The organism is Azospira sp. APE16 (assembly GCF_047901315.1).
Lineage (GTDB): Bacteria > Pseudomonadota > Gammaproteobacteria > Burkholderiales > Rhodocyclaceae > Azospira > Azospira oryzae.
This window is the reverse complement of record NZ_CP179682.1, coordinates 1,961,194-1,982,555: the sequence shown is the minus strand read 5'-3', so window position 1 is coordinate 1,982,555 and position 21,362 is coordinate 1,961,194. Positions and strand designations below refer to the sequence as shown.

Genomic DNA, 21,362 nt, shown 5'->3' with positions numbered 1-21,362 from the left:
ATGCGCTTTCTTGGTGTGCGGCTTGCATCCGCGACCGAACTGGACCGCGGGGACCGTAGGGCTGACAACTATAGCACGAGAGGGGCGCCGGGGCTTGTAGGCCGGCCGTTGCCGCATCCGGGCTGGCGGCTCGCGGCGGCTTACGGGATTTCCCCACGGGGCGGGTGGGTCGTGGCCCGGCGTGGCTTGCGTTATACTTCGGCTGCCTGTGGTGTGCGATGGAGCGCGATGAGGTGCTTTTCCGCCATCACCCCTAATCCTTACAAAGGTATTCATACAGCATGAGCGAACGCGAGATTGACCAAAAGCTGGTCGAGCGGGCGCAATCCGGCGACAAAAAGGCCTTCGAGCTGCTGGTGGCCAAGTACCAGCGCAAGCTGGGCCGCCTCCTGTCCCGATTCATCCGTGACCCGGCCGAGGTGGAAGACGTGGCCCAGGAAGCCTTCATCAAGGCTTACCGGGCCTTGCCTTCCTTCCGCGGCGACAGCGCGTTCTACACCTGGCTGTACCGTATCGGCATCAATACGGCCAAGAACTATCTGGTGGCCCAGGGCCGCCGGGCGCCCACTTCCACCGAGTTCGACTCCGAAGAGGCGGAAACCTTCGATGACGGCGAGCAGCTGCGGGACATCAACACGCCGGAGAACCTGCTGCTCTCCAAGCAGATCGGCGAGACGGTGAATGCGGCCATGGATGCCCTGCCGGAAGAATTGCGTACCGCCATCATGCTGCGGGAGCTTGAAGGCCTGAGCTACGAAGAAATCGCCAAGATCATGGATTGTCCCATCGGCACCATCCGTTCCCGCATCTTCCGGGCCCGGGAGGCGGTGGCGACCAAGCTGCGTCCCCTGCTCGACACCACTCCCGACCGGCGCTGGTAGGCTGTCGCGCTGCCGCCGCCGGATTCCTTCTCCGGTCCGGGACTTCGTCAGCCGTGATGGCCTGGTGCAAAGGCGGGCAAAATTCCTTTTCCCACATGTTTGAGCTTTCCCCATGATTGAAACCCAAGCAACCGTGACTGCGCTGGAAGGCGACTATGCCCTGGTGGAGGCCAGTCAGGGCGGTTGCGGGCGCTGCCATGAGCAGGGCGGTTGCGGCGGCAACAATGCCTCCCAGCTTTTCTGTCACGGGCCGCGCCACTTTCGCGTACTCAATCCGCTGGGCGTGAAGGTGGGCGAGAAGGTCGTGGTGGGGGTGCCGGACGGTGCCGTCTCCCACAGCGTCCTGGTGCTCTACCTGCTGCCCCTGGCGTTGCTGGTGCTCGGCGCCGTGGCCGGCGCCGCGCTCATGCCCGGGGCCCGGGACGCGGCTGCTGCCGCAGGCGCCCTGTTCGGAGGGTTCCTGGCCTGGTTCCTGGCGCGTCGCCTGCAGGCCAGGGATGCCCAGTCTCCCCGTTTTCAGCCAGTCATCCGCCAACGTCTCTGAGGTATCCCCATGTCCAGGAGCCGCTCTGCCATGAAACGTCTTGTCGTCCTCCTGTATCTCTGCTGCCTTGCAGCAGTCGCCCAGGCCGCCGATAGCCGCGGCTTGCCGGACTTCGCCGACCTGGTGGAAAAGTACGGCAATACGGTGGTCAATATCAGCACCACCCAGGTAGTGCGGCAGAAGCGGGGAGCCATGCCGTTCCCCTTCGACGAGGACGACCCCCTGTTCGATTTCTTCCGCCGCTTCGGTCCTTCCGGCCCCTTCGGCCAGGGGCAGCCCGGCGGCGCCGTGCCCCGGGAATTCGAGAGCAAGTCCCTGGGTTCCGGCTTCATCATCAGCGGCGACGGCTACGTGCTGACCAATGCCCATGTGGTGGATCAGGCCGACGAAATCACCGTGCGCCTGACCGACAAGCGGGAATTCCGGGCCAAGGTGATCGGCGCCGACAAGCGCACCGACGTGGCCCTGATCAAGATCGAGGCCAGCAACCTGCCCGCGGTCCGCTTCGGTGATCCGGCCGGGCTGAGGGTAGGGGAGTGGGTGGTGGCCATCGGTTCCCCTTTCGGCTTTGACAATTCGGTGACGGCCGGCATCGTCAGCGCCAAGGGGCGCTCCCTGCCCCAGGAGAACTACGTTCCCTTCATCCAGACCGACGTGGCCATCAATCCCGGCAATTCGGGCGGCCCCCTGTTCAACATGAAGGGCGAGGTGGTGGGCATCAATTCCCAGATCTACAGCCGCTCCGGCGGTTACCAGGGAATTGCCTTCGCCATTCCCATCGATGTGGCCATGGACATCCAGGGCCAGCTGCGGGCTTCGGGCAAGGTCAGCCGGGGGCGTATCGGTGTGGTGATCCAGGAAGTGACCAAGGAACTGGCCGATTCCTTCGGCCTGGCCAAGCCCGCCGGCGCCATCGTCAATGCGGTGGAACCGGGTGGTCCGGCGGAAAAGGCCGGGGTCGAGGCGGGCGATGTGATCCTCCGTTTCGACGGCAAGGCCGTGGGCGCTTCCAGCGACCTGCCGCGATTGGTGGGCGCCACCCGACCCGGTTCCCGGGTGTCCCTGCAGGTCTGGCGCAAGGGCGCAGCCCGGGACCTGACCTTGACCGTGGCCGAAATGCCGGCGGACGACAAAGCCGATGGCAAGGCGGCCAAGAAAGGCAAGGCTGTCGAGCCCCAGGTGAATCGCCTGGGTCTGGTGGTGTCCGAGCTGTCGGCCGAGCAGCGGCGTGAGCTGAAGGTGGCCGGCGGCCTGCTGGTCGAGGACGTGCGGGGTGCTGCGGCCCGCTCCGAGCTGCGGCCCGGGGACATCATCCTGGCCGTCATCAGCAAGGGAGTTACCAGCGAACTGCGTTCGACGGAGCAGTTCAACCGGCTGTTGGCCCAGTTCGACAAGGGTGCCAACGTGACCTTGCTCATCCGCCGGGGCGACATGCAGACCTTCGTCACGGTCAAGGGGCTCAATGGTGGCAACTGAGCCGATGCTGCAGACCAGGCCTGTCCTGCAGCTCCTGGGGCGGGTCTATTGCCATCTGTGCCATGACATGGAGGCGGCCCTGGCACCGATTGCCGATGAATACGGCGCCGCCGTCGAGGTGATCGATGTGGACGAGGACGAGTCCCTGGAGCAGCGCTGGGGCGAACTGGTGCCCGTGTTGCTGCATGGCGGCGAAGAGATTTGCCACTACTTCCTGGACGAGGCAGCAGTCCGTGAAGTTTTGGCCAAAATCCGCTAGAATCCGCGCTTTCCGGCCAAATTCAAAAGGGTGCTGCACAGCACCCTTTTTACCATATGCAACACATCCGCAATTTTTCCATCATCGCCCACATCGACCACGGCAAATCCACCCTGGCCGACCGCATCATCCACCTCTGTGGCGGCCTTTCCGACCGGGAAATGGAAGCCCAGGTGCTCGACTCCATGGACTTGGAGCGGGAGCGTGGCATCACCATCAAGGCCCAGACGGCCGCCCTCAGTTACAAGGCGCGGGACGGCCAGGTCTATAACCTGAACCTGATCGACACCCCGGGGCACGTGGACTTCTCCTATGAAGTCTCCCGCTCCCTCTCCGCCTGCGAAGGCGCCCTGCTGGTGGTGGATGCCTCCCAGGGCGTGGAAGCCCAGACCGTGGCCAACTGCTATACGGCCCTGGACCTGGGGGTGGAGGTGGTGCCGGTGCTGAACAAGATCGACCTGCCGTCGGCCAACCCGGATGGTGCCCGCCAGGAAATCGAGGACGTTATCGGCATCGACGCCACGGACGCCGTCCTGGCTTCGGCCAAGACCGGCCTGGGGGTGGAGGATATCCTGGAAGCGGTGATCGCCAAGATCCCGCCTCCCGTCGGCGACCCCGAGGCGCCGCTGAAGGCCCTGCTGATCGACTCCTGGTTCGACAACTACGTCGGCGTGGTGATGCTGGTCCGTGTCGTGGACGGGGTGCTCAAGCCCAAGGACAAGATTCGCCTGATGTCTACCGGTGCCGTGCATCTGTGCGAACAGGTCGGCGTGTTCACCCCCAAGTCCCTGGCGCGCAACGAATTGCGGGCAGGGCAGGTGGGTTTCATCATTTCCGGCATCAAGGAGCTGCATGCCGCCAAGGTGGGCGATACGGTCACCCTGGTGGAGCGTCCCGCCGCCGAGGCGCTGCCCGGCTTCAAGGAAATCAAGCCCCAGGTGTTTGCCGGCCTCTACCCGGTGGAATCCAACCAGTACGACCAGTTGCGCGACTCCCTGGAGAAGCTGCGCCTCAACGATGCTTCCCTGCAGTTTGAGCCGGAAGTCTCCCAGGCCCTGGGCTTCGGCTTCCGCTGCGGCTTCCTCGGCCTGCTGCACATGGAAATCGTGCAGGAGCGCCTGGAGCGGGAATTCGACCAGGACCTGATCACCACCGCGCCCACCGTGGTTTATGAAGTGGTGATGCGGGACGGTTCCGTGGTCCAGGTGGAGAACCCCTCCAAGCTGCCGGAAGTGGGCAAGTTCGATGAAATCCGCGAACCCATCATCACGGCCACCATTTTTGTGCCCCAGGACTATCTGGGCAGCGTCATCACCCTGTGCAACGCCAAGCGCGGCAACCAGGTGGACATGCACTACCACGGCCGCCAGGTGAAGCTGGTCTATGAAATGCCCATGGCCGAAGTGGTGATGGATTTCTTCGACAAGCTGAAGTCCGTCTCCCGGGGTTATGCCTCCCTGGACTACGAGTTCAAGGAATACCGGGCTGCCGACGTGGTCAAGGTGGACATCCTCATCAACAGCGAAAAGGTGGATGCCCTGTCCATCATCGTGCACCGGGCCAACGCCCCCTACCGGGGCCGGGAACTGGCAGCCAAGATGCGCGAGCTGATTCCGCGCCAGATGTACGAAGTGGCCATCCAGGCCGCCATCGGCTCCAACATCATTGCCCGGGAAAACGTCAAGGCCATGCGCAAGGACGTGCTGGCCAAGTGTTACGGCGGCGACATCACGCGGAAGAAGAAGCTGCTGGAGAAGCAGAAGGCCGGCAAGAAGCGCATGAAGCAGGTGGGCAGCGTGGAGATTCCCCAGGAAGCCTTCCTCGCCGTGCTGCGCGTCGATAGCAAGTAAAGGACATCGTCTTGAATTTCGCTCTGATCCTCTTCCTGCTGCTGCTGGCCAGCGGCGCCATCTGGGCCGTGGATTCCCTGTGGCTGGCCAAGCGGCGCCCGGCCGGAGCCAAGGACCCCTGGTGGGTGGAATACGGTGCCGGCTTTTTCCCGGTGATCCTGGTGGTGTTCGGCCTGCGCTCCTTCGTGGTCGAGCCCTTCAAGATTCCCTCGGGCTCCATGATTCCGACCCTGCTGGTGGGCGATTTCATCCTGGTGAACAAATACACCTACGGCATCCGCCTGCCGGTGATCAACAAGAAGATCATCGAGGTAAGCCAGCCCCAGCGCGGCGAAGTCATGGTGTTCCGTTTCCCTGAGGATCCGTCCCTGGATTACATCAAGCGGGTGGTCGGGGTGCCGGGCGACAAGGTGGCTTATCAGAACAAGCGCCTGTCCATCAACGGCAAGCCCCTGGACATCCAGCCCCAGGACGATTTCCTGCATTCGGAGCGGCTGTACTACTCCAAGCAGTACAGCGAAGTCCTGGGGGCCGTGGACCACCGCTTCCTCAACGACGACGATGCGCCGGCCTTCATCCGCGACGCCTCCCAGTTTCCGGGCCGGGAGAATTGTATTTACAATAACGCGGGCGTTATCTGTACGGTGCCGCCGGGACACTACTTCGTCATGGGCGACAACCGGGACAACAGCCGGGATAGCCGGGCCTGGGGTTTCGTCCCCGACGAGAACATCGTCGGCAAGGCTTTTTTCATCTGGTTCAATTTCAACGACCTGAGCCGCATCGGCCGTTTCAACTGAGTTACGGGAGAGCGCAATGCTGAGTAAGCATCAACGGGGGGTGAGTCTTTCCGGGTTGCTGATGTGGAGTGTGATCATCGTTCTCGTCCTGATCACCGGCATGAAGGTGGTGCCGCCGGTGATCGAGTATGTGTCGATCGTCAAGAACATCAAGGCGATGACCGCCGACAGCCAGCTGGCCGGCGCCACGGTGAGCGATATCCGCAAGGCTTTCGACAAGCGGGCCGAGGTCGGCTACATCGACGTCATCAAAGGATCCGATCTCGACATCAGCAAGGACGGCAGCGATCTCGTCATTTCCTTCGCCTATGCCAAAAAAATCCCCCTGGCAGGTCCGGTGAGCTTGTATATCGATTTTCAGGGCAGCAGCAAGGGCAAGGGTGGCTGAAAAAATCCGTTTGACGGCTCCCCAGGCCGCGTTTTCCCGTCGCCTGGGCCATGAATTTGCCGATCCCTCCCTGCTGCGCACGGCGCTGACCCACCGCAGCCACAGTTCGCCCCATAACGAGCGCCTGGAATTCCTCGGCGACAGCATCCTCAACTGCGTCGTCGCCCACCTCCTGTTCGAGCGTTTCCCCCTGTTGCCCGAGGGCGACCTGTCCCGGCTGCGGGCCAATCTGGTGAAGAAGGATACCCTCCACGAACTGGCCCTGGGGCTGGATCTGGGGGAACAGTTGCGGCTCGGAGAAGGGGAGTTGAAGAGCGGCGGCCATACCCGCCCGTCGATCCTGGCCGATGCCCTGGAAGCCCTGTTTGGCGCCGTTTACCTGGATGCGGGCTTCGACCGTGCCAAGGTCGTGGTGGGCAACCTGTTTACGGCCAAGCTGGACGCCATCGCTCCCGATCAGCCGATCAAGGACCCCAAGACCCGTCTGCAGGAATACCTGCAGGCGCGGCGCCAGCCCTTGCCGGTCTATACCCTGGCGGCCACCGACGGCCAGGCCCACCTGCAGCAGTTCAGGGTGCTGTGCGAGGTTGCCTCTGCCGCCCTGCAAACCGAAGGTCAGGGCAGCAGTCGCCGCGCTGCCGAACAGGAGGCCGCCTCGCGGGCTCTGGAGAAACTCAAAGCATGAATACCGAAAAGCAAATCCGTTCCGGCTACGTGGCCATTGTCGGCCGCCCCAACGTGGGCAAGTCCACCCTGCTCAACCGCCTGGTGGGGGAGAAGATTTCCATCGTCTCCCGCAAGGCCCAGACCACCCGCCACCGCATCACCGGCATCCTCACCAACGACGATGCCCAGTTCGTCTTCGTCGACACCCCGGGCTTCCAGACCGAACACACCAACGCCCTCAACCGGGCCATGAACCGGGGCGTGACCCAGACCCTGGCGGATGTGGACGTGGTGCTGTTCGTGGTCGAGGCCGGCCGTTTCGACGCCAAGGACAAGGCTGTGCTCAAGCTGCTGCCGGAAGACAGGCCGGTGATCCTGGTGGTGAACAAGGTGGACAAGATCGCCGAGAAGGAAAAGCTGCTGCCTTTCCTGGCCGCAGTCACCGCCGAGCGCAGTTTCACCGCCGTGGTGCCGGTTTCCGCCACCAAGGGCAAGCAGCTGGAGCAACTGCTGGCCGAAGCCCGCCAGTATCTGCCCCATGAAGAACTGCTGTTTGCCGAGGATGAGCTGACCGACCGCAGCGAGCGGTTCCTGGCTTCCGAATACATCCGGGAAAAGCTGTTCCGCCTGCTGGGCGACGAACTGCCGTATTCCACCACGGTGGAAATCGAGAAGTTCGAGGTGGAGGGCAACCTGCGCCGCATCTACGCCGCCATCGTGGTGGACCGGGACGGCCACAAGGCCATCGTCATTGGCAAAGGTGGCGAGACCATCAAGCGCATCGCCACCGAGGCCCGCCAGGACATGGAAAAGCTGTTCGACGGCAAGGTCTACCTGGAAGTGTGGGTCAAGGTGAAGTCCGGCTGGAACGACGACGAGCGCCTGCTGCGCAGCCTGGGCTACGAGTAAGCGTCTTTTCCTCCCCTTCGGGCTTTCGCCATGCAACGGCAAAAGGTAGACGGCCAGCCCGCCTACGTCCTCCATACCTATCCCTTTCGGGAAACCAGCCTCATCGTCGAGGCCTTCACCCGGGATTTCGGCCGGGTGGCCCTGCTGGCCCGGGGCGCCCGACGGCCTCGTTCCGCCATCCGCGGCCTGCTGCTGGGTTTCCAGCCCCTGGAGGTCTCCTGGGCAGGCAAGGGCGAAGTGCTGACCCTGATGAAGGCCGAATGGCAGGGCGGCCAGCCGCTGCTGGCCGGCCACGCCCTTTTTTGCGGCTATTATCTGAACGAGCTGCTGCTGCACCTGCTGCCCCGGGAAGACGCCCACGAAGCCCTCTACGCCGCCTATGCCGAAACCCTGCGCTGCTTTGCCGACGGCGTGCAGGAGGCGGACCTGCGCCGCTTCGAAAAATCCCTGTTGCAGGAACTGGGCTATGGCCTGACCCTGGCCACGGATGCGGAGGGCAGGGCGGTGGAAAGCGCCGGCCACTATGCCTACCAGATCGAGCGGGGGCCGGTACGGTTGTCCCGGCCCGGGGATTCGACCCTCTCGGTGTCGGGCAAGACCCTGCTGGACCTGGCCCACGAGGATTTTTCCGATACCCGTTCCCTGGCCGAGGCCAAGCAGCTGATGCGGGCTTTGATGGCCCATTACCTGGACGGCAAGCAGTTGGAGACCCGGAAGATTTTCCGGGAGTTGCAGGAACTCTGAGGCAGACGCTTCTCGGCGGCTACCCTGAAGTCGACACTTTGCAGCAGGAATATTGAGGTTTAACACCATGAGCATCGAACTCGGCGTCAATATCGACCACGTGGCCACCATCCGCCAGGCCCGCCGCACCTACGAACCGGACCCGGTGTGGGCCGCCGTGGAAGCCCAGCTGGGCGGGGCCGACGGCATCACCGTGCACCTGCGGGAAGACCGCCGCCACATCTGCGACCAGGACGTGGAGCGCCTCAAGCTCACCACCCAGATCAAGCTCAACCTGGAAATGGCGGCCACCGACGAAATGGTGGGCATCGCCTGCCGCCTCAAGCCCGAAATGGCCATGCTGGTGCCCGAAGGCCGCCACGAGGTGACCACCGAAGGCGGTCTCGATGTGGCCGGCCAGGAAGCCCGCCTGAAGGACGTGGTGGCCCGCCTGGCCGATGCCGGCATCGTCACCAGCGTCTTCATCGATGCCGAACTGCCCCAGGTGGAAGCGGCCGCCCGCATCGGCGCCAAGGTCTGCGAAATCCACACCGGCCCCTACGCCCACGCCTTCTACAACCAGGGGCGGGACGAGGAAAGCCCGGCCGTGCTGGCCGAGCTGGCCAAGGTGCGGGCGGCCGGCGAAGCCATCCGGGGCCTCGGCATGCGCTTCAACGCCGGCCACGCCCTCAACTACTACAACGTCCAGCCCATCGCCGCCCTGCCAGGCATCAAGGAGCTGCACATCGGCCACGCCATCGTCAGCCGCGCCGTCTTCGTCGGCCTGCGGGAAGCGGTGCGGGAGATGAAGCAGCTGCTGCTCGGTGCGGCGGGGCGGTAAAGGCGAAGCCACAGAGGGCACAGAGAACACAGAGGGTGAACCGTCTCCGGCGCAAACCCGGCGGGACGACTCATCGCTCAGGTCTCAGCATTCAGGTCAATAAACTATGTGCTTTCGTTTTTCTCGGTGATCTCTGTGTCCTCTGTGGCTAAAAATACATGATCCACGGCATCGGCACCGACATCGTCGCTGTCTCCCGTCTCGGCGAGTTCTACGCCCGCCACGGGGAGCGCAGTCTGGACAAACTGCTGACTCCGGCGGAGCGGGAGGAATTCGCCCGTCTGCCCGAGGCCGGCCAGACCCGTTTCCTGGCCAAGCGCTTCGCCGCCAAGGAAGCCTTCGGCAAGGCCCTGGGTACCGGCATCCGGGCCCCGGTGCTGCTGCCGGCCATCGGCGTCGGCCACGATGCCCTGGGCAAGCCGGTCCTGGAACTGGCCCCGGCCGTTGCCGCCCTGCTGGCCGAGCGCCGGCTGGTGGCCCATCTTTCCCTCAGCGACGAGCAGGACTACGCCGTCGCCTTCGTCATTCTGGAACAGACCCAGCCATGAACGCTCCCCGACAACTGCCCCCGGGCCCGGTGATGATCGACATCCAGGGCCTGGCCCTGACCGATCTGGACCGGGAACGCCTGACCCACCCCCTGGTGGGCGGCCTCATCCTGTTCAGCCGCAATTACGAAAGCCCGGAGCAGCTCAGTGCCCTCTGCGCCGAGGTCAAGGCCCTGCGCAGTCCCCAGTTGCTGATTGCCATCGACCACGAAGGCGGCCGGGTGCAGCGCTGTCGGCCAGGATTCACGGCCATTCCCGCCATGGGCAAGCTGGGCGCCTTGTGGGATGCGGCGCCTGGCGAGGCCATCGCTGCGGCCCAGGACCTGGGCTATGTGCTGGCCGCCGAGCTGCGGGCCCGGGGCGTGGATTTCTCCTTCACTCCGGTGCTGGACCTGGACTACGGCCGCAGCACGGTGATCGGCAGCCGTTCCTTCCACCGCCAGCCGGAAGCCGTGGTGCAACTGGCCGGCGCCCTGATCCAGGGTCTCCAACTGGCCGGCATGGGTTGCTGCGGCAAGCACTTCCCCGGCCACGGCTGGGTCCAGGCCGACTCCCACGTGGCCATTCCGGTGGATGAGCGGGACTGGGACAAGCTCCTGGCCGACATGGAACCCTTCCGTCGCCTGGCCCTGGATGCGGTCATGCCGGCCCACGTGATTTACCCGGTAGTTGATCAAAAATCCGCAGGTTTTTCAAATTACTGGATTAATTATCTGAGAAACAACTTGAAGTTTGACGGCGTCGTTTTTAGCGACGACCTGTCCATGGAAGGGGCCTCCGTCGCCGGTGATGTGGTGGCCCGGGCCCAGGCCGCCTGGAGCGCCGGCTGCGACATGCTGCTGGTGTGCAATGCGCCGGAAGCGGTGGGCCAGTTGCTGGAGCGCTGGCAGCCGTCCCTGGACCCGGTCCGGGCCGCCCGGGTGCAGCGCCTGCTGCCTCAAAAGCCTGCTCCGGATTGGGCCGACCTCCAGGCCGATCCGGTCTACCAGCGCGGCGTAGCCGCCGCCGGGCGCCTCGCCTGAAACCGGGCAGCCAGGCGGGAGCATTCACCATGATCCGCCGCCTGCTGCTCCTGCTTCTCTCCCTTGGCTGGAGCCCGCTGTGGGCCCAGTCCCCCACCGTTCCGCCGCCGCCCCTGCTCCTGGCCGAAACCTACACCGGCCAGGAGGACGTGGCCGCCTACTGGGTCAGTGAAAAGCTGGACGGGGTCAGGGCGGTCTGGGACGGCCAGGTGCTGCGCTTTCGCAGCGGCCGCCCGGTGGCGGCGCCGGCCTGGTTTGTCGCGGCACTGCCGGCCACGCCCCTGGATGGGGAATTGTGGGCCGGGCGCGGCCATTTCGAGCGGCTCTCGGCCACGGTGCGGCGGGAACTGCCGGACGATGCCGAATGGCGGCAGGTGCGCTACATGGTGTTCGAACTGCCGGGCGGGGAGGGCGCTTTCAGCGAGCGGTTGCAGCGCCTGCAAGCGCTGGTGGCCGGCGCCCGGGTGCCCTGGCTGCAGACGGTGGAGCAGTTCCGCCTGGCGAACAGGGCTCAGTTGCTGGCCCGGCTGGAGGAAGTGCGGCGGGGCGGCGGCGAAGGCCTGATGCTGCATCGGGCCGATGCGCCCTATGTCACCGGCCGCAGCGAGGTGCTGCTCAAGGTGAAACCCTGGCTCGATGCGGAGGCCCGAGTGGTGGCCCATTTGCCGGGCAAGGGCCGCTACGCCGGCATGCTGGGGGCGCTGCGGGTGGAGATGCCCGATGGCCGCCGGTTCAGCCTGGGCACCGGCTTTTCCGCCGCAGAGCGGCGTCAGCCGCCGCCCGTGGGGGCCCTGATTACCTACCGCTATCGGGAACTGACAGCTACGGGCCTGCCCCGTTTTGCCAGCTACTGGCGGGTGCGGCAGGATTTCTGAAGGCCGGGTGGGCTGACAGGCAGGCGGGGCGGGGGCTGCGGCGATGCCATGTCGGAGAGCGGCTTGGAATAGGCGCCCCGGGCCGGCATGGGGAAATGGCCGCAACCGGAGGGCAAAGAAAAAGGGCTGCCGCGGCAGCCCTTTTTGCTGGAACCCGGGGAAGGATTACTTCACGCGGTTCTTGTACTCGTCGGTGCGGGTGTCGATTTCGATCTTGTCGCCGATTTCCACGAAGGCGGGAACCATCAGCTCGAAGCCGGTGCCGATCTTGGCGGGCTTCAGCACCTTGCCGGAGGTGTCGCCCTTGACGGCGGGTTCGGTGTAGGTCACTTCGCGCACCACGGAGTTGGGCAGTTCGACGGAGATGGCCTTCTCGTTGTAGAACACCACTTCACAGGCCAGGCCGTCTTCCAGGTACTTCAGGGCGTCGGTCATGTTGTCGGCTTCGATGTCGAACTGGTTGTAGTCGGCATCCATGAAGACGTACATGGGATCGGCGAAGTAGGAGTAGGTCACTTCCTTGCGATCCAGCTGGACCACTTCGAACTTTTCGTCGGCCTTGTACACTGCTTCGCTGGCGGCGCCGGTCAGCAGGTTCTTCATCTTCATCTTGACCACGGCAGCGTTGCGGCCGGACTTGTTGTATTCGGTCTTCTGGATCACCAGGGCTTCGGGGCCCACCATGATCACGTTGCCGGAGCGGAGTTCTTGGGCGGTCTTCATCGTCAATCCTGCGGAAAATAATTTGAGGGTCTGGCCAAGGAAGCGAGGGGGCGCAAGAAGTTAAAACGCGACCCGAAAGCCCAAGCCAAAAATAAAGCGCGTGATTATAGCTTGTTTCGGCAAAAACGCGCCAAGGATTCCGCCAGGTCAGGGCGATTTTCCTGCAAATCGCTCCATTGGCAGCCATGGGCCAGCAAGGCCGGCAGCTGCCGCTCGAATGCGGGCCAGCAGGCTCCGGGTTGGGCGGGGTCGAGACCGTTCCAGGCGCGCCAGAAGGTGCGCAGGGCCTGGGCCGCGGCCGTCTCCAGGCCCTCGCTGTAGGCTTCGAGGAAGGCCTCCAGCTTGGGCTCGTGGGCGTTTTCCTCCTGGGGATAGATCTGCCATACCAGGGGCCGGGTGGCCCATTGGGCGCGGACGAAGGAATCCTCGCCGCGGACGAAGTTGAGGTCGCAGGCCCACAGCAGCCGGTCGTAGTCGGCCTGGGGCAGGAAGTCCATCAGCACCAGGCGCAGGGCGCCCACCTGCAGCCGGTCTCCGGCCCGGGTCAGCCGGCCGCCGCTCCAGGCGGTCACTTCCGGCAGGGCCGGCCCAAGGGGCATGAAGCACAGGGTCGGGGAGGGGGCCTGGGCCCAGGCGTCCAGCAGGCTTGCCACGGGGAGGTGGCCGTAGCAGAAGAGGGACACCACCCGTTCCGCCGCCGTGGGGGTGGCGCCGAGGCGCTGCCAGAGCGCCTTTCGGGCCAGGGGATCGGCCTGGAAGTCCTGCCGCTGGCCGATCAGCGCCCGTTCCCGCAGCAGGCCGCCGGTACGGACGTCGAAACCGGGGAAGAAGAAGTACTTGAGCAGGGGCAGGCGCGGGTGGGGCGAGGCCAGGCCGTGGCAGTGGCTGGCCCAGTCCTCCGCCGTCAGGTATTCCAGGTTGATCCACACCGGCGGCCGGGGCGCCCGGGCCATGGCGGCCAGGTAGTTTTCCGGCAGTTCGCAGGCGAAGGCTTCCACCACCACCTGGGCTGCCTCCACCTGGGCGAAATCGCCGGCCCAGCGCTGCACGGTGACGCCGGCCACCGTCTGGCAATCCCGCTCCACCTGCAACTCGGGGCAGAGGCGGGCGAAACTGGCCAGGTCGTCCACCCACAGGCGCACGGCAAAGCCGTGCTCCGCCGCCAGTTGCCGGGCCAGGCGCCAGCAGACGCCGATGTCGCCGTAGTTGTCCACGACGGTGCAGAAAATATCCCAGGACAGGCTGGGGCGGGCGGGCGCCAGGGGCACCGGGGCGGGGGCTTCCATGGGGCCGCATGGTACCATTTCAGCCTTTCCGCCTCGTTGTCACGGACCTTTTTCCCCATGCTTGCCCCGACCCAGACCTTTTCCACCGACTGTACCGATTGTCCCCGCCTGGCCGCCCATCTGGCCGCCATCCGCCAGCGGGACCCGGACTGGCATGCCCGCCCGGTGCCGTCCTTCGGCAGCCTGGAATCCCGCCTGCTGGTGGTGGGCCTGGGCCCCGGGGAGCGGGGTGCCAACCGCACCGGTCGGCCGTTTACCGGCGACATCGCCGGGGAGCTGCTCTATCCCTCCCTGCACAAGTTCGGCTTCGCCACCGAGGCCTGGCCCCTCAATGCGGAAGGCTGGGCCAATACGGGCCTGGAGCTGAAGGACTGCCGCATTACCAACGCGGTGCGCTGCCTGCCGCCCCAGAACAAGCCCCTGCCGGTGGAAATCCGCCAGTGCAACGACTACCTGGGCCAGGAAATCGCCAGCATGCCCAACCTGCAGGCCATCCTCATCCTGGGCGCCGTGGCCCACCAGGCGGTGCTGCGCACCTTTGGCCTGAAGGTGAAGGACTACCCCTTCGGCCATGCCGTGCGCCATGTGCTGCCCGGCGGCATCGAGACGTTCACCAGCTACCACTGCAGCGGCTACAACACCCGCACCGGGCGCCTCACCACCGAGGGCTTCGAGGCCGTGGTGGGCGCCATCCGCGACACGCTGGACCGGCTCGGCTGAGGACGCCATGAGCGAGTCTCCGGAAGCAACGGCCCCGGCGGCCGGGCCGGCAGCGCCGGCCTTCGACGCCAAGACCTTCCTGGCGACCCTGACGGACCTGCCGGGGGTCTATCGCATGCTCGACGCCGAGGGCAAGGTGCTCTATGTCGGCAAGGCGAAGAACCTGAAGAAGCGCGTTTCGTCCTATTTCCAGCGCACCGTTTCCAGCCCCCGCATCGCCCTCATGGTGAGCCGCATCTGCGGCATCGACACCACCGTGACCCGCTCCGAGGCCGAGGCCCTGCTGCTGGAAAACAACCTCATCAAGAGCCTGGACCCGCCTTTCAACATCCTCTTCCGGGACGACAAGTCCTACCCCTATGTGCAGCTGACCCGGGATCAATTCCCTCGCCTGGCCTTCTTCCGCGGCGCTCCGGACCGCAAGGCCGACTACTACGGCCCCTTCCCGGCGGCCTCGGTGGTGCGGGACTCCATCCACCTGCTGCAGAAGACCTTCCACCTGCGCACCTGCGAGGATTCGGTCTTCGCCAACCGCTCCCGGCCCTGTCTGCTGTACCAGATCCACCGCTGCAGCGGTCCCTGCGTCGGCCTTATCTCCGCCGAGGATTACGCCAAGGACGTGCAGCTGGCCGCCATGTTCCTCAAGGGCAAGCAGCACGAGGTGATCCAGCGCCTGACCGAAGCCATGGAACAGGCCTCCATGGCCCTGGCCTTCGAACAGGCCGCCGTGCTGCGGGACCGCATCCAGGGCCTGCGCCGCATCCAGGAAAAACAGTACGTGGACAGCGGCCGCGACGAGGATGCGGACGTGGTGGTGGCGGTGCAGGAGTCGGGCATGCTCTGCCTCAACCTGGCCATGATCCGCGGCGGCCAGCACCTGGGCGACAAGCCCCTGTTTCCCAAGAATGCGGCGGATTGCGAGCCGGCCGAGGCCATCGCCGCCTTCCTCGACCAGCATTACCGGGAGCATCCCATTCCCGCCCGCATCCTGGTCAATGTGCCGCCGGCGGACGAAGAGGCGGCCGAGAGTCTGGCGGCCCTGGCCGAGCGGCCGGTGCCGATCCAGGAGCCGCGCCAGACGGCCCACCGCATGTGGGTGGAAATGGCGGTGCAGAACGCCCGCATCGCCATCGCCTCGCGCCGGGCCACCCTGTCCATGCAGGGGCAGCGCCTGGAAGCCCTGCAGGAAGCCCTGGGCCTGGCGGAGCTGCCGCAGCGCATCGAGTGCTTCGATATCAGCCACACCCAGGGCGAAGCCACCGTGGCCTCCTGCGTGGTGTACCAGGGCAACGGCATGCGCAAGTCCGAATACCGGCGCTACAACATCCGCGACATCCAGAAGGGCGACGACTACGCCGCCATGCGCCAGGCCGTATCCCGACGCTACGACAAGGTGGCGGTGGGGGAGGGCGTCTGTCCGGACCTGATCCTCATCGACGGCGGCAAGGGTCAGGTCGGCGTCGCCTACAGCGCCCTGGAGGAACTGGGACTGACCCATGTGCCCATGATCGGCGTCGCCAAAGGCGTGGAGCGCAAGGTCGGGCTGGAACAACTGATCTTTCCCGACGGGCGAAAGCCGTTACAATTGCCCTCGACACACCCGGCCTTGCACCTGATCCAGGAAATCCGCGACGAGTCCCACCGTTTCGCCGTTTCCGGACACCGCGCCCAGCGCGGGAAGGCCCGCAGGACTTCGACCCTGGAGGAAATCCCCGGGGTCGGCCCGACCCGGCGCAAGGCCCTGATCGCCCATTTCGGCGGACTCCAGGGCATCGCCGGCGCAAGCGTGGACCGGCTGGCCGAAGTGCCTGGCATCAGTCGGGATCTGGCGGAACGAATCTATTCGGCGTTGCACTGAATGCCCTTCAACATACCTATCCTTCTCACCTGGCTGCGCATCGTCCTGATCCCCCTGCTGATCGGCATCTACTACGTGCCCGAATCCTGGGCCAGCCTGCAGGAGCGCAACCTGATCGCCACCCTGGTCTTCGTCGTGGCCGGCCTCACCGACTGGTTCGACGGCTACCTGGCCCGGGCCCTCAACCAGACCTCGGCTTTCGGCGCCTTCCTCGATCCGGTGGCGGACAAGCTGATGGTGGCCACGGCCCTCATCATGCTGGTGCAGCTGGATCGCACCAACGCGGTCATCGCCGCCGTCATCATCGGCCGGGAAATCACCATTTCCGCCCTGCGCGAGTGGATGGCCCAGATCGGCGCCTCGAAAAGCGTGGCCGTGTCCATGATCGGCAAGATCAAGACCACAGCCCAGATGGCCGCCATTCCCCTGCTGTTGCTGCAGGAGCCGGTGGCCGGCATCGACGTCATGGCCGCCGGTACGTGGTTGATTTATATCGCCGCCGTGCTGACCCTGTGGTCCATGGGTTACTACATGCGCATGGCCTGGCCGCAAATCGTCCAGCACGCGGAAAAATAATTGCCGTCGCAGAACTGTTGACAGGCCCGCGAAAGGCCTTATAATGCGGACCTCGTTGATTGCAGCACTGATCAACACGACGCGGGAATAGCTCAGTTGGTAGAGCGCAACCTTGCCAAGGTTGAGGTCGAGAGTTCGAGACTCTTTTCCCGCTCCAGAATTCCAGGAGAGAGCTGACCGCTTTCTTCAGCAGCAGTAAGAATGTTTCTGGCGCGATAGCAAAGCGGTTATGCACCGGATTGCAAATCCGTGTAGGTCGGTTCGACTCCGGCTCGCGCCTCCAGGTTGAAAAGTAATACGCGGGAGTAGCTCAGTTGGTAGAGCGCAACCTTGCCAAGGTTGAGGTCGAGAGTTCGAGACTCTTCTCCCGCTCCAGTTTCACCAAGGCCGGATCGATGTCCGGCCGGCAGTAAAAAGCTTCATGCGGGAATAGCTCAGTTGGTAGAGCGCAACCTTGCCAAGGTTGAGGTCGAGAGTTCGAGACTCTTTTCCCGCTCCAAATTGAAAAGGGCAGTGCGCAAGCACTGCCCTTTTTGCATTCAGCCTTCCGCCGCAGCTTTTCCCCGGGCCGATTCTCTTCCCGCACTTTCCCGTTGCATCATCTACAGTTAGGTAGACGCGTCGGCGGGAGTCTCCCATGGGCATCAAACCGATCAGCAACGGCAATATGTTCGCCATCGTGGCGCGCACCAATCTGGCCGCCAGATTGGGATTCCCAGCCCGCGGCACCGGTCGCCGGCGACAAGGGCGGCAGTCAGAACCCGGCCCAAGCGCCGTCCCCCGTCGTCAACGGGCAAGGGCAGGTGACCGGCAGGATCATCGATACCCAGGCCTGAAGGCCTCGCCGTTTGGCGTTCTGGCTGCCCCGCCCGGCGGGAAGCCGCTATAATCCTGCCTTTCGCATCCGCCCGGGTGGTGAAATTGGTATACACAGCGGACTTAAAATCCGCTTTTCTTATGTGCCTTCGCACAGTCATTTTGCAACCTTAATAAGCACAGAAAAACCTTAATAATCATAGGCTTGTGCTTGTTGCCCCTGAGCTTTTGCCCTTCTTTTCCAACTAGTCCTAGTGCGTGTCATGTGCAATTTGCCTTGCACACCAGCGGACTTTTCCGGTAGTGTGCTGCACACGCCTAGTGGTGCCCCCAGCCAGAATCGAACTGGCAAGCCTTGCGGCGCAAGATTTTAAGTCTCGTGTGTTTACCAATTTCACCATGGGGGCACGGTGAAGCTAAAACCTGACGAATTGGAAAAGGAAGGAGATTTTAGCATATGCCTACAGCGCAAAAACTCCCCTCAGGCAAATGGAGAGGGCAAGCCCGAGTAGCAGGGTTTAAAGCCGAATCTAAGACCTTTGACAGCCAGAGAGACGCCCTCAGCTGGGCAACTGCAAGGGAAGAGCAACTACGGCTTAAGAGAGCGGTAGAAAAGGCCTCTGTGGCGATTGCAGAGGCTGAGGAAGGGGAGAAGCCCAGGCTCTTGTTTAGAGAAGCTGCGGCCCTGTATTTTGAGAGCCGCCAGTTTGAGAAGAAGCCAGCTAATACGAAGCGAGGTGAGAAGAAGGCTAGCAAGCACCCCTTGGCAGAGCTGGGCGGCGAAGAAGTGCACAGCATGGACAACCGCACCCTGCGCAAATACAGGGACACCATGCTAGCTAGAAAATCCCCTAGGACGGGAGATTTTTACAAAGAAGACAGTGTAAGGCTGCACATGGCATTTATTAGCTCTGTGTTTAACTTTCTAAACGAACATCAGGACTACAACCTAGCTAACCCTGTGCGGGGTGTTAAGAAGCCTAAGGGCAAGTCTAGGAATGCCCGTATAACACCACTCCAAGAGGCCTATATTTTTGATGTTTTAACGCACTACTCCAAGGAAGTTGAAGACGACGACGGAGAAGCCTACATGTTTTACTGGATGTTGCTGGCTTTAGGGTGTCGTCCTGGTGAATTAGCAGAATTGAAGCTTGAAGCTATTAACATTGAAAAGAACCAAATCTTCCTGGAAAAGACTAAAAACACTAACGCCAGAACTATTGTTGTAAACGAGCAAGACATGCAGCACCTTGTTAGCTGGCTTAAAAGAGATTCCCGCCCTAAGGATTGCCAGTTTGTATTCCCTTGGCTGGACAGAAAATATAAGATTTGGGTGCCTTATAGATATGCTGAACCTTGGAAGGTGATTAAAAAGAAAGTAGGGCACTTGCTGGACCCTGCTACTGTGCCGCACCTTTTCAGACACGAGCGCATTAGCCGTTGGTATGAAGAAACTGAAATGTCCGATGCGCAGATTGCGGTTCTGTCAGGGCACTTATCTTTAGCGGCTTTGCACAAGTATGCTCACATTCGGGCAGAGAAGCTGAGGAAGCATATTGACAGCGTGAGAGAAAAGGACGATGAACGGCTATTGAGTGCTTGGACGGAGCAAGCCCTTATTAAAGAAGCCGGACAGGAAATTAAGCCTGAAGCTCACAAGCCCATTGAGCAACAGCTAAAAGAAAGTCCTGTTAAGACTCGCTCCTTTTAAGCTGTGTGTGAATAGAGTTTTTTGTTATAAGGCGTTGTTTTTAGTGCCTTATTTGTAATTTGTGAATAGAGTTTTAACGTAATTAAGAGGCCCCCTAATCTTGCGATTAAGGGGCCTTTGAATTATGAATGATTAGTTTCGGTTGCCTGTTCCTTTCCAGTTGCTATTGCGGTTGAATTGCTTGCGGGCAGTGAACCCGCCGTTAGCACCATCCTCGCTACCTCCCCCAGCATTGCTGCCGTTGTTAGAAGCCTGCTGCTTCTGCTGCTTCGCCTCGTAAGGCTGCTCCATGCCGAAAGCTACGGCGATACGCTTCAGCGCACCTTCCACAGCCTGAACTTGTTGCAGGTGCCCGTTAATCAACTCCTGCAAAATCGGGTCGTCGCAGCCTTTAAGCAGATTGCGAAGAGCGCCACAGGTATAACCAGCAGACACACGAGCTTTCATAAACAAATCGTTGTTTACCATTTTTGCTACTCCAGAAAAGTTGCTTACTTGGTGAAAAGAACAACCCATTCCGCCGACTGCACAGGTGTCAGGGGGCGGGAATTGTCTTCCTCATGTTTTTTGCAGTCAGCCAGATAAGCGGGAACAAACTGCTTATCCAACTCAACACGGCAGAAACCGTGTTGCAGCCCTGAAAGCTCGGACAGAGACGAATAGCCCAATTCAGCGTATTGCGTATCACCGAGATTCGCATAGCCGAAAAAGGTATCTTCTCCGTCAAACTCCATGATGTACCACGTAAAACCCGTCCCAGGCAGGAAGAACTTTAAGAAGCAAATCTGTTTCTCAAGGTTCTCTTGCGCATACAGCTTGGGAAGAACTTCAGCAAACTTTGCAGCACTATTGTTTGCAACAATGCTATTAAGCGTAGGCATAACGGTCCTCTTACTAGAAAGTACGTTAAAAGTTGTCCTCTTACTTAATATAGAGACAATTTGTGAGAGTTAGCATTTATTTTTGCGGGGATGAAAATATTTGTTAGTTTCTGGTAAAAAGTATCTATATTAAGTGTCATTAACTTATTTTGGAGAGACTACTATGCTAGACACAGCCGCAACACGAACCCCTATGAAGAGCCACCCAGGTATTATTAAGCTATACGCTTACAGGCATCAGCCTTCCTCTTCTGTGCACATTGCACAAGAAGACTACGAGCGTATTGTTAAGGTATTGGGGAACAAGGCTATTCGCTTGCTTGTCGGTTACTACAACGAGCAATACAAGCTGAACATTAAGAACAGAGCTAATTACTCTACTGCCTCTAAATACATCAGGGCAAAGCTGGACGAGTCTGTAGAAGAGACTTTGAAGCTACGTAATAGCAGCCCTGAAGCTGCGCTACCTTTGGTTGTTGCTTTGGTAGCTAAAGCTGAAGAATTGGATGGACGTAGAAAACGCTAAAAGACAGGAGGAGGGGTTTCTAGCCCCTCTTTTCCAATTAGGATGGCGGAATATTTACTACTTGTGTGTTCGATGCAGATGGTATATACTGGTAGTTGAATGATTAGTAGGTTGCCTCTCTTGCCAGTGAAGTTTATTTTTACGAATTGGAAAAGGAGAAGTTGCAATGAAAAAGGTTTTACGCTTTGTAGCGGCTGGCTGGCCCTTCCTGCTGGTCGAAGCATTCTTTGTCTATGCGGGTTTTACTGCTAAAACCGTAGAAGGTTCACTTCAGTGCTTCGGCATTGCGGTAGGTGCTGCCGTGCTATTGTGGCTGCTTGTCCGCTTCAATGTCCGCTTTGCTGGCGGTGGTGCAACCCCTGTCAGCATAACGGGGCAGCCTCTGATTGACGGTCAAAAAGATTCAGTTGGCAATGGGTTCTTTACCTACAAATAAAATATTTTAAAAAAAGTCGTTGGTTTTAGAATTTGTTCGCTATACTA

24 protein-coding genes and 5 tRNA genes are annotated in these 21,362 nt (G+C 61.8%); 24 read left to right on the top strand and 5 right to left on the bottom strand.

Translation table 11 applies throughout. The features are described 5' to 3' along the window. The first annotated feature begins 281 nt into the window (after nucleotides 1–281). The 14 genes from rpoE (at nucleotide 282) to ACLSSQ_RS09475 (ending at nucleotide 11,782) form a co-directional block, all read left to right on the top strand. Nucleotides 282–881 (top strand): RNA polymerase sigma factor RpoE, encoded by a 600-nt coding sequence (gene rpoE / locus ACLSSQ_RS09540; protein ID WP_014237505.1) that lies wholly within the window; start codon nucleotides 282–284, stop codon nucleotides 879–881. Between the two features lie 112 nt (nucleotides 882–993). Next, on the top strand, nucleotides 994–1,425 hold the full coding sequence (locus ACLSSQ_RS09535) for a SoxR reducing system RseC family protein (RefSeq protein WP_014237506.1): 432 nt from the start codon (nucleotides 994–996) through the stop codon (nucleotides 1,423–1,425). Nucleotides 1,426–1,455: 30 nt separating this feature from the next. After that, nucleotides 1,456–2,901, top strand: coding sequence for a DegQ family serine endoprotease (locus tag ACLSSQ_RS09530; RefSeq protein WP_014237507.1), 1,446 nt, complete (start codon nucleotides 1,456–1,458; stop codon nucleotides 2,899–2,901). Between the two features lie 4 nt (nucleotides 2,902–2,905). Then, on the top strand, nucleotides 2,906–3,160 hold the full coding sequence (locus ACLSSQ_RS09525; protein WP_043798165.1) for a glutaredoxin family protein: 255 nt from the start codon (nucleotides 2,906–2,908) through the stop codon (nucleotides 3,158–3,160). Nucleotides 3,161–3,216: 56 nt separating this feature from the next. Beyond that, entirely contained in the window at nucleotides 3,217–5,010 is a 1,794-nt protein-coding gene (gene lepA, locus ACLSSQ_RS09520) for a translation elongation factor 4 (protein WP_014237509.1), read from the top strand. Between the two features lie 11 nt (nucleotides 5,011–5,021). Further along, the gene (lepB, locus tag ACLSSQ_RS09515) at nucleotides 5,022–5,810 is read left to right on the top strand and encodes a signal peptidase I (RefSeq protein WP_014237510.1); all 789 of its coding nucleotides are present in this window, start codon (nucleotides 5,022–5,024) and stop codon (nucleotides 5,808–5,810) included. Between the two features lie 16 nt (nucleotides 5,811–5,826). Further along, nucleotides 5,827–6,198 (top strand): DUF4845 domain-containing protein, encoded by a 372-nt coding sequence (locus ACLSSQ_RS09510; RefSeq protein WP_014237511.1) that lies wholly within the window; start codon nucleotides 5,827–5,829, stop codon nucleotides 6,196–6,198. Between the two features lie 10 nt (nucleotides 6,199–6,208). Continuing rightward, nucleotides 6,209–6,883: a ribonuclease III gene (rnc, locus tag ACLSSQ_RS09505; RefSeq protein ID WP_043798169.1), complete on the top strand. Its 675-nt coding sequence runs from the start codon at nucleotides 6,209–6,211 to the stop codon at nucleotides 6,881–6,883. Beyond that, entirely contained in the window at nucleotides 6,880–7,773 is an 894-nt protein-coding gene (gene era / locus ACLSSQ_RS09500; protein WP_014237513.1) for a GTPase Era, read from the top strand. Before rnc ends, era begins: the two co-directional genes overlap by 4 nt. 30 nt (nucleotides 7,774–7,803) lie before the next feature. Beyond that, nucleotides 7,804–8,517, top strand: a complete 714-nt coding sequence (gene recO / locus ACLSSQ_RS09495) for a DNA repair protein RecO (protein WP_014237514.1) — start codon at nucleotides 7,804–7,806, stop codon at nucleotides 8,515–8,517. A gap of 67 nt (nucleotides 8,518–8,584) precedes the next feature. Then, nucleotides 8,585–9,337: a pyridoxine 5'-phosphate synthase gene (locus tag ACLSSQ_RS09490; RefSeq protein ID WP_014237515.1), complete on the top strand. Its 753-nt coding sequence runs from the start codon at nucleotides 8,585–8,587 to the stop codon at nucleotides 9,335–9,337. Nucleotides 9,338–9,495: 158 nt separating this feature from the next. Continuing rightward, a complete protein-coding gene (gene acpS / locus ACLSSQ_RS09485; RefSeq protein ID WP_014237516.1) occupies nucleotides 9,496–9,885 on the top strand; it encodes a holo-ACP synthase in 390 nt (129 codons plus the stop codon). Next, complete coding sequence (nagZ, locus tag ACLSSQ_RS09480) at nucleotides 9,882–10,907, top strand: beta-N-acetylhexosaminidase (RefSeq protein ID WP_014237517.1); 1,026 nt, start codon at nucleotides 9,882–9,884, stop codon at nucleotides 10,905–10,907. The genes acpS and nagZ overlap by 4 nt, the downstream gene beginning before the upstream one ends. A gap of 29 nt (nucleotides 10,908–10,936) precedes the next feature. Next, nucleotides 10,937–11,782 (top strand): DNA ligase, encoded by an 846-nt coding sequence (locus ACLSSQ_RS09475; protein WP_014237518.1) that lies wholly within the window; start codon nucleotides 10,937–10,939, stop codon nucleotides 11,780–11,782. Nucleotides 11,783–11,947: 165 nt separating this feature from the next. Here the strand turns inward: ACLSSQ_RS09475 and efp are convergent, their stop codons facing one another. Together efp and earP are read right to left on the bottom strand one after the other, a co-directional pair. After that, nucleotides 11,948–12,505 carry an elongation factor P gene (efp, locus tag ACLSSQ_RS09470; RefSeq protein WP_014237519.1) on the bottom strand — a complete coding sequence of 186 codons (558 nt, stop codon included), beginning with the start codon at nucleotides 12,503–12,505 and terminating at the stop codon, nucleotides 11,948–11,950. Between the two features lie 104 nt (nucleotides 12,506–12,609). Further along, nucleotides 12,610–13,791: an elongation factor P maturation arginine rhamnosyltransferase EarP gene (gene earP / locus ACLSSQ_RS09465; RefSeq protein WP_416242540.1), complete on the bottom strand. Its 1,182-nt coding sequence runs from the start codon at nucleotides 13,789–13,791 to the stop codon at nucleotides 12,610–12,612. 57 nt (nucleotides 13,792–13,848) lie between these two features. On the opposite strand from earP, the gene ACLSSQ_RS09460 reads away from it, so the two are divergent. From ACLSSQ_RS09460 to ACLSSQ_RS09430, 7 genes are all read left to right on the top strand, one after another. After that, the gene (locus ACLSSQ_RS09460; protein WP_416242539.1) at nucleotides 13,849–14,511 is read left to right on the top strand and encodes a uracil-DNA glycosylase; all 663 of its coding nucleotides are present in this window, start codon (nucleotides 13,849–13,851) and stop codon (nucleotides 14,509–14,511) included. A gap of 7 nt (nucleotides 14,512–14,518) precedes the next feature. After that, nucleotides 14,519–16,369, top strand: a complete 1,851-nt coding sequence (uvrC, locus tag ACLSSQ_RS09455) for an excinuclease ABC subunit UvrC (protein WP_130458497.1) — start codon at nucleotides 14,519–14,521, stop codon at nucleotides 16,367–16,369. Further along, nucleotides 16,370–16,945: a CDP-diacylglycerol--glycerol-3-phosphate 3-phosphatidyltransferase gene (gene pgsA, locus ACLSSQ_RS09450; RefSeq protein ID WP_014237523.1), complete on the top strand. Its 576-nt coding sequence runs from the start codon at nucleotides 16,370–16,372 to the stop codon at nucleotides 16,943–16,945. It begins immediately after the preceding gene. A gap of 81 nt (nucleotides 16,946–17,026) precedes the next feature. Then, a tRNA-Gly gene (locus ACLSSQ_RS09445) sits at nucleotides 17,027–17,102 on the top strand. A 52-nt stretch (nucleotides 17,103–17,154) separates the two neighbouring features. Next, nucleotides 17,155–17,228, top strand: a tRNA-Cys gene (locus ACLSSQ_RS09440). Between the two features lie 16 nt (nucleotides 17,229–17,244). Next, nucleotides 17,245–17,320 (top strand) — tRNA-Gly (locus ACLSSQ_RS09435). 48 nt (nucleotides 17,321–17,368) lie between these two features. Then, nucleotides 17,369–17,444 (top strand) — tRNA-Gly (locus ACLSSQ_RS09430). A gap of 639 nt (nucleotides 17,445–18,083) precedes the next feature. On the opposite strand, the gene ACLSSQ_RS09425 is transcribed toward ACLSSQ_RS09430, so the two are convergent. After that, nucleotides 18,084–18,168, bottom strand: a tRNA-Leu gene (locus ACLSSQ_RS09425). Nucleotides 18,169–18,218: 50 nt separating this feature from the next. On the opposite strand from ACLSSQ_RS09425, the gene ACLSSQ_RS09420 reads away from it, so the two are divergent. Further along, nucleotides 18,219–19,472, top strand: coding sequence for a tyrosine-type recombinase/integrase (locus tag ACLSSQ_RS09420; protein ID WP_416242538.1), 1,254 nt, complete (start codon nucleotides 18,219–18,221; stop codon nucleotides 19,470–19,472). 132 nt (nucleotides 19,473–19,604) lie between these two features. Here ACLSSQ_RS09420 and ACLSSQ_RS09415 read toward each other — a convergent pair whose 3' ends face one another. Together ACLSSQ_RS09415 and ACLSSQ_RS09410 are read right to left on the bottom strand one after the other, a co-directional pair. Then, nucleotides 19,605–19,940, bottom strand: coding sequence for a hypothetical protein (locus ACLSSQ_RS09415; RefSeq protein WP_416242537.1), 336 nt, complete (start codon nucleotides 19,938–19,940; stop codon nucleotides 19,605–19,607). 23 nt (nucleotides 19,941–19,963) lie between these two features. After that, on the bottom strand, nucleotides 19,964–20,353 hold the full coding sequence (locus ACLSSQ_RS09410) for a DUF2958 domain-containing protein (protein WP_416242536.1): 390 nt from the start codon (nucleotides 20,351–20,353) through the stop codon (nucleotides 19,964–19,966). A 193-nt stretch (nucleotides 20,354–20,546) separates the two neighbouring features. Here ACLSSQ_RS09410 and ACLSSQ_RS09405 point away from each other — a divergent pair, with 193 nt between their 5' ends. Together ACLSSQ_RS09405 and ACLSSQ_RS09400 are read left to right on the top strand one after the other, a co-directional pair. Beyond that, on the top strand, nucleotides 20,547–20,879 hold the full coding sequence (locus ACLSSQ_RS09405; protein WP_416242535.1) for a hypothetical protein: 333 nt from the start codon (nucleotides 20,547–20,549) through the stop codon (nucleotides 20,877–20,879). A gap of 166 nt (nucleotides 20,880–21,045) precedes the next feature. Then, a complete protein-coding gene (locus tag ACLSSQ_RS09400; protein ID WP_416242534.1) occupies nucleotides 21,046–21,315 on the top strand; it encodes a hypothetical protein in 270 nt (89 codons plus the stop codon). The last annotated feature ends 47 nt before the right edge of the window (nucleotides 21,316–21,362 follow it).

Coding starts and splice junctions, on each gene's coding strand:
- rpoE (WP_014237505.1), top strand. CDS start 282: ATGAGCGAACGCGAGATTGACCAAAAGCTGGTCGAGCGGGCGCAATCC.
- ACLSSQ_RS09535 (WP_014237506.1), top strand. CDS start 994: ATGATTGAAACCCAAGCAACCGTGACTGCGCTGGAAGGCGACTATGCC.
- ACLSSQ_RS09530 (WP_014237507.1), top strand. CDS start 1,456: ATGAAACGTCTTGTCGTCCTCCTGTATCTCTGCTGCCTTGCAGCAGTC.
- ACLSSQ_RS09525 (WP_043798165.1), top strand. CDS start 2,906: ATGCTGCAGACCAGGCCTGTCCTGCAGCTCCTGGGGCGGGTCTATTGC.
- lepA (WP_014237509.1), top strand. CDS start 3,217: ATGCAACACATCCGCAATTTTTCCATCATCGCCCACATCGACCACGGC.
- ACLSSQ_RS09510 (WP_014237511.1), top strand. CDS start 5,827: ATGCTGAGTAAGCATCAACGGGGGGTGAGTCTTTCCGGGTTGCTGATG.
- era (WP_014237513.1), top strand. CDS start 6,880: ATGAATACCGAAAAGCAAATCCGTTCCGGCTACGTGGCCATTGTCGGC.
- recO (WP_014237514.1), top strand. CDS start 7,804: ATGCAACGGCAAAAGGTAGACGGCCAGCCCGCCTACGTCCTCCATACC.
- ACLSSQ_RS09490 (WP_014237515.1), top strand. CDS start 8,585: ATGAGCATCGAACTCGGCGTCAATATCGACCACGTGGCCACCATCCGC.
- acpS (WP_014237516.1), top strand. CDS start 9,496: ATGATCCACGGCATCGGCACCGACATCGTCGCTGTCTCCCGTCTCGGC.
- nagZ (WP_014237517.1), top strand. CDS start 9,882: ATGAACGCTCCCCGACAACTGCCCCCGGGCCCGGTGATGATCGACATC.
- ACLSSQ_RS09475 (WP_014237518.1), top strand. CDS start 10,937: ATGATCCGCCGCCTGCTGCTCCTGCTTCTCTCCCTTGGCTGGAGCCCG.
- efp (WP_014237519.1), bottom strand. CDS start 12,505: ATGAAGACCGCCCAAGAACTCCGCTCCGGCAACGTGATCATGGTGGGC.
- earP (WP_416242540.1), bottom strand. CDS start 13,791: ATGGAAGCCCCCGCCCCGGTGCCCCTGGCGCCCGCCCGCCCCAGCCTG.
- ACLSSQ_RS09460 (WP_416242539.1), top strand. CDS start 13,849: ATGCTTGCCCCGACCCAGACCTTTTCCACCGACTGTACCGATTGTCCC.
- uvrC (WP_130458497.1), top strand. CDS start 14,519: ATGAGCGAGTCTCCGGAAGCAACGGCCCCGGCGGCCGGGCCGGCAGCG.
- pgsA (WP_014237523.1), top strand. CDS start 16,370: ATGCCCTTCAACATACCTATCCTTCTCACCTGGCTGCGCATCGTCCTG.
- ACLSSQ_RS09420 (WP_416242538.1), top strand. CDS start 18,219: ATGCCTACAGCGCAAAAACTCCCCTCAGGCAAATGGAGAGGGCAAGCC.
- ACLSSQ_RS09415 (WP_416242537.1), bottom strand. CDS start 19,940: ATGGTAAACAACGATTTGTTTATGAAAGCTCGTGTGTCTGCTGGTTAT.
- ACLSSQ_RS09410 (WP_416242536.1), bottom strand. CDS start 20,353: ATGCCTACGCTTAATAGCATTGTTGCAAACAATAGTGCTGCAAAGTTT.
- ACLSSQ_RS09405 (WP_416242535.1), top strand. CDS start 20,547: ATGAAGAGCCACCCAGGTATTATTAAGCTATACGCTTACAGGCATCAG.
- ACLSSQ_RS09400 (WP_416242534.1), top strand. CDS start 21,046: ATGAAAAAGGTTTTACGCTTTGTAGCGGCTGGCTGGCCCTTCCTGCTG.